Annotated in this window: 5 protein-coding genes and 1 pseudogene; 1 reads left to right on the top strand and 5 read right to left on the bottom strand. The window is 43.1% G+C overall.

The genetic code is table 11. The annotated features are described in order from the left end of the window. Nucleotides 1–262: 262 nt before the first annotated feature. The 5 genes from SPI6313_RS22105 to SPI6313_RS22085 are packed head-to-tail and all read right to left on the bottom strand — an operon-like array spanning nucleotide 263 to nucleotide 5057. Nucleotides 263–946: a Uma2 family endonuclease gene (locus tag SPI6313_RS22105; protein WP_072622928.1), complete on the bottom strand. Its 684-nt coding sequence runs from the start codon at nucleotides 944–946 to the stop codon at nucleotides 263–265. A gap of 5 nt (nucleotides 947–951) precedes the next feature. Further along, on the bottom strand, nucleotides 952–1929 hold the full coding sequence (locus SPI6313_RS22100) for an MraY family glycosyltransferase (RefSeq protein ID WP_072622927.1): 978 nt from the start codon (nucleotides 1927–1929) through the stop codon (nucleotides 952–954). A gap of 22 nt (nucleotides 1930–1951) precedes the next feature. Further along, a complete protein-coding gene (locus tag SPI6313_RS22095; RefSeq protein ID WP_084669228.1) occupies nucleotides 1952–2830 on the bottom strand; it encodes an NAD-dependent epimerase/dehydratase family protein in 879 nt (292 codons plus the stop codon). Nucleotides 2831–2838: 8 nt separating this feature from the next. Beyond that, nucleotides 2839–3930, bottom strand: a complete 1092-nt coding sequence (locus SPI6313_RS22090; protein ID WP_072622925.1) for a glycosyltransferase family 4 protein — start codon at nucleotides 3928–3930, stop codon at nucleotides 2839–2841. Continuing rightward, the gene (locus SPI6313_RS22085) at nucleotides 3927–5057 is read right to left on the bottom strand and encodes a hypothetical protein (protein ID WP_072622924.1); all 1131 of its coding nucleotides are present in this window, start codon (nucleotides 5055–5057) and stop codon (nucleotides 3927–3929) included. Before SPI6313_RS22085 ends, SPI6313_RS22090 begins: the two co-directional genes overlap by 4 nt. A gap of 291 nt (nucleotides 5058–5348) precedes the next feature. Here SPI6313_RS22085 and SPI6313_RS22080 point away from each other — a divergent pair. Further along, nucleotides 5349–5823: pseudogene (locus SPI6313_RS22080) on the top strand (IS630 family transposase); the annotation flags it as partial. Nucleotides 5824–6156 lie beyond the last annotated feature (333 nt).

The following is a 6156-nucleotide window of genomic DNA, read 5'->3' as shown; positions in this document are numbered from 1 at the left end:
GTTGAGTTGGCTAAACTCTGACATCTCTACTGTGCTTACTCCTCATCATTTTGGGCATAGTCTAATCTCCATAGCCTTACTGGGCTTTATCTCTCAGGATATCTTCAACCCCCTAATACATATGACTTAGTAAAACCCCTACAGGATTAGCTTGATTAAGGGGGGCTAGGGGGGATCAAGCCGGGGTGTCTACTCTTGAGCTTGATTTGTGTATAAGCAGCAGCTCCCACGGGAGAGGGCTTTTCGTTAAAAAGGCTTCTGGCTAGAGTTGATCGGGGTCGATACCGAGGGTTTTCAGTTTTGCCGCCAGTCGTTCAGCCCGTTGATATTCTTGTTCAGCCCGCTGGTATTCCTGTTCAGCCCGTTGATGTGCCGTTTCTGCCCGTTGCTCAAGTTCCAACGTGGTTAAAAACTTGCGACCATCGGGGCGGTAAATTTCGAGCGTTTCCGGGGTTAACTCAAACCGAATCCCAAGCCGTGGACTCGTCCAGTTGTGCAGATCTTCAATCACAGTCAGCGTCTCGTCACCCCGATACAGACCATTAAAATCATGGCGGTCAGGATCATAGATGTAATATTCTTCCACCCCATAGCGATCGTAAAACTGTTGTTTTTTCGTCATTTCCTTGAGGCGATTTCCCGGCGAAAGAATCTCAAACACCACTTGGGGCGCGATCTGGTCTTCTTGCCATTGACGATAGGAGCCGCGATCGCCTTTAGGGCGACCAAAAATCACCATCGCATCAGGAGCTACGCGAATTTCGGGATGGCCTTCGACGGGATACCACAGCAAATCCCCCGCTACGAAAACATCGGCTTGGTCAGCAAACAATAGCTCTAGATTTTCTTTGATCAGGACAATCCAGCGAAATTGCTGCGTATTATCTGCCATGGGCTGGCCATCACAATCAGGATAGATAATTGCACGATCTGCGGAGAGGGTCATGGGGTCTACCTCGTGACGCTTTGCCTATAGTATAAATAAACTTCCCCCAGTGCGATCGCACCTCCTCCCAGCCCCAAACCCAATCCCGCCCCAATCCCGCCCCATTGACCAATCAAGAGCGCGATCGCGCCTGTCAAGATTAGATAGGTGATCGCCACTTGGCCATGACTCCAGCCCGATTGCTGCAACCGTTGATAGAGGTGCGATCGATGGGCTTGGAAAATATTTTCTCGGTTGAGTAAGCGCCGCATTAAGGTGTAAACGGCATCACCGAGCAGCGGGATCATAATCGCGCAAGCGGGCCAAAACTGTGGTGTATCCGTGGCGTTGAGGAGTGCGATCGCCACCGCTGCCCCCAGCACCGTACTCCCCACATCCCCCATAAAAATCTTCGCAGGCGACCAATTCCAATAGAGAAACCCACACAACGCCCCCACCAACAACCACCACAACGGCTGCTGCAAATACACCGCCAAAAACCCCAATTGCAACGCCGTCACACTGGCCACCAAGCCATCCAACCCATCCATAAAATTGTAGAAATTAATGATGGCGGTGAATGCAATCAACGTCACCCCAAACCCCACCCATTGCCCCACGCTGCCCAGCCCTGACAGCCCCGGAATTGGCAGCGTCGCAAACGCATAAACCGCGATCGCCGCAGCACCCAATTGCACCAAGTAACGAACGCGAGCCGGTAGATTATATCGATCGTCTAAAAAACCTGCGATCGCCAAGGGCAGCAACACCGCCCACAGTTCCACCACCTCTAGGAGCAAGGCGCGATCGAACGCCACCATTGAACTAATCATCAACAAAAACGCCACAATAAATCCTAGCCCACCCCCTCGCGGTGTGGGCTGCGTGTGGGAGCTGCGATCGTTTGGAATATCGAGCAGTTGGATTTGGAATTGGCTTCTCAGCCAGCCAGTCACGCTCAGGGCGAGAATCAGACTAATTGACACAAAAACGAGAACATTCATGACTACAGGGTCATTACACTGTTCAAATTATGCCCTCTGCGCGTAAGATTTCGATTTCTTGGGTGAGTCCAACTTCGAGCGATCGTGGAGCGTAGCCAAAATCTCGTGTAGCCGCTTCGTGGGAATAGGCTTTGTCTTCTTGAAGCCTAAGAATTTGTTCGCGACGAATGGGCGATCGCTCTCTTAAAAGGGTTTCTGCGAGGGTTGCTGACCAGAGGCCAAGGTTGTAGGGAACTCGCAGGGGGCGGACGGGTTTACCCAGGAGCTTTTCAACGAGGGCGAGGAGTTCTAGGAAGGTGACGACGGTTCCCCCGGAGAGGTCGTAAGCTCCCTCAATTTGGGGATTGAGCAGGACGGCGAGGAGGGCTTGGGCTAGATCGTCAGCGTGGACAGGTTGGAGGAGGGATTGCCCGGAGCCAAAGACGGGGAAGAATTGGTGGCGATCGCAAAACCTGATTAATTTATGGAGGTTCTTATCTCGATGGGAACCATAGATCATGGTGGGACGTAGTAGACAATAGGTTCCCTCATAATGACGAAGCTCGTCTTCTGCTATTTTGTAGTCTGAAGAATACTGATTATATCGTGAATAAACTCCTGTTGTCCCAATGATAATTAAACGAGGGAAAATGTTTAGCTCGGTAAGGGATTGAAGAATCGTGGAAACATGACGAAGCTGGGCAAGATGAATAATTGTTTCCACTGAGATTGTTTTGAGTATATGGCTCCAACTGTGCTGCTCAGAACTATCTCCAGTGCAAAAATTGAAGTGTAGTTTGACATCAGAAATAATCTCTTTGTTGCTATTGCTACGAATTAAGCAGTGTAGTTTTTGCTCTGGCAAAACTGTTTGTAATTGTTGCAAAAAAAGCTTACCTGTTAATCCGGTAGCTCCTGTCATCAATATCGTCATTGGGAATTGACTACCTGCTGATAGACTTCTAAAGTACGTTCATACATCATCTCGAAGGTATAGTGTTGTTCATATCGTTTTCGTGCGGCATTGCCCATGCTAATGCGGAGCTGTGGATCGCTAATCAGTGTTTTCAATCGTGAGCGTAATGTTTCCACATCACCATGAGGAATAACGTAGCCCGTTTCTCCTTCAACAATCGCTTCAGAGCAACCATTGACATCTGAAACAATTGTCGGTAAACCTGCTCGCATTGCTTCAAGGGTAGAAATAGGAAAACCTTCCCAATTGGTAATTAATACAAAAATTTGTGATTGGGCAAGGTGCTCAGCCACATTAGGAGAAAATCCCAAAAATTTCACACAATGGGCAATGCCTAAATCGTTAGCCATCTTTTGGTATTTGTCCATGAGCGGGCCATCTTCTAAAAGATTGAGTTCTACTCCAGTTAAACCTTGTAAAGCCATCAAGAGTGTTTGATGATCTTTCTGTGGCTCGAAACGAGCCGTCATGATAATTTTAACTGGATCACTATTAGAAAGACTAGCTCTCAAGTTTGGTGAAATATCTTGAATACCAGAGTATATTTTAGTTAAGCGATGTGCTTCAATACCTGCCCTGAGCGCTAGTTGAATATCATACTCTGATACACAAATAATTTGGTCTGTAAAACTTGAAATCCACTGTTCAATCCATTGGTAAATAGTACGCTTTGGTTCTGAAATTCCTTTAGTAAAAGACCAACCATGGGCAGTAAAAATGGATGGGACAGAGCATTGTTTAGTAGCCAATCTTCCCAAGATCCCCGCTTTACTTGAATGCGTGACAACTAGATCGGGATGAAATTGACGAATTGTAAACTTGATAAAATCTAAAGTCTGCCAATCTTCTAGAGGATTAATATTATTTTTAAATGTAGGGCAAGCAATTGATTCTATCTTTGAATTTGCCAAGACATCATTGAATTTTCCTTTTACACCTGTTAAAACCATAACTCGGTGCTCAACTAACTTACTTGCTAAGTCTCTTAGATATAATTGTGCCCCTCCTGCAACATCTGCCCTAGTGATAATGAATAAGATCTTCATGAGTGGCTACGGGCTTGTTCTTTGACTTGTTTGATACGAGCCATAAGTAATAATGGATAAAAATAGAAAAGTGGTGCTAGCGATTGCTTATACCGTAATGCAGAACCAGGATTGAGAATCCCTAGTGGGTAGTGGCTCAACAAGCCTATAATAACTGCCGGAATAAATCCAAAGACAACTAACTGTTTAATTTTTTGATTGTTTTTTGAAAATGTTGTCAGTTTTAAGATGGTGTAAAATAAAAGAGTAAATGCAAAAGTTCCTTCAATAAGTGCCGGGAAAAGCAAGGGGTGTTGAATTGCTTCTGAAAGTGTTGGTCCAATAATTGATGCAGGAATACCCCACCAGAAATGTTTGAAAAAATCAAAGGTTGATTCCCAATCAAGGTCTAGACGATTTGTTCTGGCATCATAGGAAAAGAACTGCCATTCACTGAATCTCATGATTTCTAGAATTTTATCTTCCCATAACCCATAGGTTAAAAATAGCGCAAGTACCATAAATGTTCCGATGTATATAAGCAACAAAAAGTTTGCAATCAATTTTGCTTTGAGTTTGTAAAAAATATTTGTTTTATAAATAAGTAGTGTTGAAGCAGTTAAAAATATGTAAGAGATTAAGTAGTTGGGTCTGACCAGATAAGTAATCCATAACGACAGAAGAACTTGAAAATAATTTATTTTGGTTTTGAGTACAATATCGACATTAAGCTTAATCAATAAAAGAAAGCCAGGGATCACGAGTGCTTCTTTACCAACAGAGGAAGTCCAAATCAGGAAGTGAGGTAAGAGAAAAGCGATCCAAAAGCAAATTTTGTTTAAAAAGGGATAACTTTTGCGAAAAATAAACCAAATAAAGAATCCGTTTAATAATGATATAAATAAATGTGTCTGTATTTGGTCAAGAAAAATTCTCAAGAAACCAAAAACTGCATCCGCGAAGTAAGTTCTATTGGTAAAATTTACCAGCGTTGGCTTAAATGGTGCAGATAAATACCTGGATGAATCCCCTAATCCTCCGAGTAGAGGGCCATAGAAAAATATTGCAATGAAAGATGCAGCGGCTTTAACTAAAATTAGTTTTAAAAGAAAAACAAATTTTGTTTTTCTTTTAGTATTTTGAAACATGTTAGAAAGCAAGGCTTTATGATTAAAATTTGAAGCTTTATTGAAAAACTATGAGGAAGACTTATTCAGATCGGCCTCAAAATAATAGTAAACTCAGAAACCAGTAAATCTTCTTCAGAACAGTCTTGAAATTCACGAGCTAATTTTGAGCGCTGAACTGGTATAGTTTGCCATTTAACAGGATCTACTGATTCAATTGTAAACTTTGCCTGTTTGAAAAACTGTATCATCTGGGTAAGCTAATCGGCATCCAAATCACATATAATAGTACAAAAACAATACCATATTGATATGCCGATTAAAAACTATATAACCACGGAAGAGAAAAAAATATTGCAGCATGAACTCAAGTATCAGGAGAATCCAGATATTCGAGAAAGAATCTTGATGCTCTTATTAAGAAATGATGGCAAAAAATATCAAGAGATTGCCGATTTTTTAGGTTGCTCATTAAGAAAAGTTGCCTACTGGTGTACTCATGGAGATCCGAATAATTTGGAAAGCCTGGTTGACGAAAGAATGAAAGGGAATTTCCATAAAGCTACACCTGAGTATATAGAATTATTGATAGAAATCATCGATAAAGAACCGAAAGAATTTGGGTATGAATATGGAAGGTGAACAGCAGAGAGATTAGCAAAGCATTTAGAGCAAGAGACTGGAATTGAATTGAGTTCTAGTCAAGTCAGAAGGATTCTAAAAAAACAAATTTGTGTACATTTGGTCAAAATACAGCTTAGAAGATCGTAAGGATTCAGGTAGCAGGGATGAGGGAAGGCATGGAGACTTGCTCAGGAGAAGCCGTCGCCATCAAAGCTTGTTTCAAGAAACTCAACACCGAACGCCTGATTGACGGACAAAAGATTCAGTCAGGGGAGTAAGAAAAAGAGCAAAACTGGAATTCAAGGCGATAAGAGCGTTGCCGATGCTGAGGACGAGAAGCCATAGCCGGTTCAGGGTCAGAATTAGAAAAGAAAGCAACAAGCCGAATCAAGCGCCAGCCCTCAAGGAGAGCAGTACGAATCCACTCAAGACCGATACGAAAATAGCTTATTGCCGCCAAAACCAATGGGGGTCAACCCAGCGACGCTTGCCCGAT

The sequence above is a fragment of the Spirulina major PCC 6313 genome (assembly GCF_001890765.1).
GTDB classification, from domain to species: domain Bacteria; phylum Cyanobacteriota; class Cyanobacteriia; order Cyanobacteriales; family Spirulinaceae; genus Spirulina; species Spirulina major.
Note: the sequence above shows the minus strand (reverse complement) of the source record. Positions and strands in the feature narration are given on the sequence as shown.

Excerpts from the sequence above, each read along its gene's own strand:
- SPI6313_RS22105 (WP_072622928.1), bottom strand. The coding sequence starts at position 946 with ATGACCCTCTCCGCAGATCGTGCAATTATCTATCCTGATTGTGATGGC.
- SPI6313_RS22100 (WP_072622927.1), bottom strand. The coding sequence starts at position 1,929 with ATGAATGTTCTCGTTTTTGTGTCAATTAGTCTGATTCTCGCCCTGAGC.
- SPI6313_RS22095 (WP_084669228.1), bottom strand. The coding sequence starts at position 2,830 with ATGACAGGAGCTACCGGATTAACAGGTAAGCTTTTTTTGCAACAATTA.
- SPI6313_RS22090 (WP_072622925.1), bottom strand. The coding sequence starts at position 3,930 with ATGAAGATCTTATTCATTATCACTAGGGCAGATGTTGCAGGAGGGGCA.
- SPI6313_RS22085 (WP_072622924.1), bottom strand. The coding sequence starts at position 5,057 with ATGTTTCAAAATACTAAAAGAAAAACAAAATTTGTTTTTCTTTTAAAA.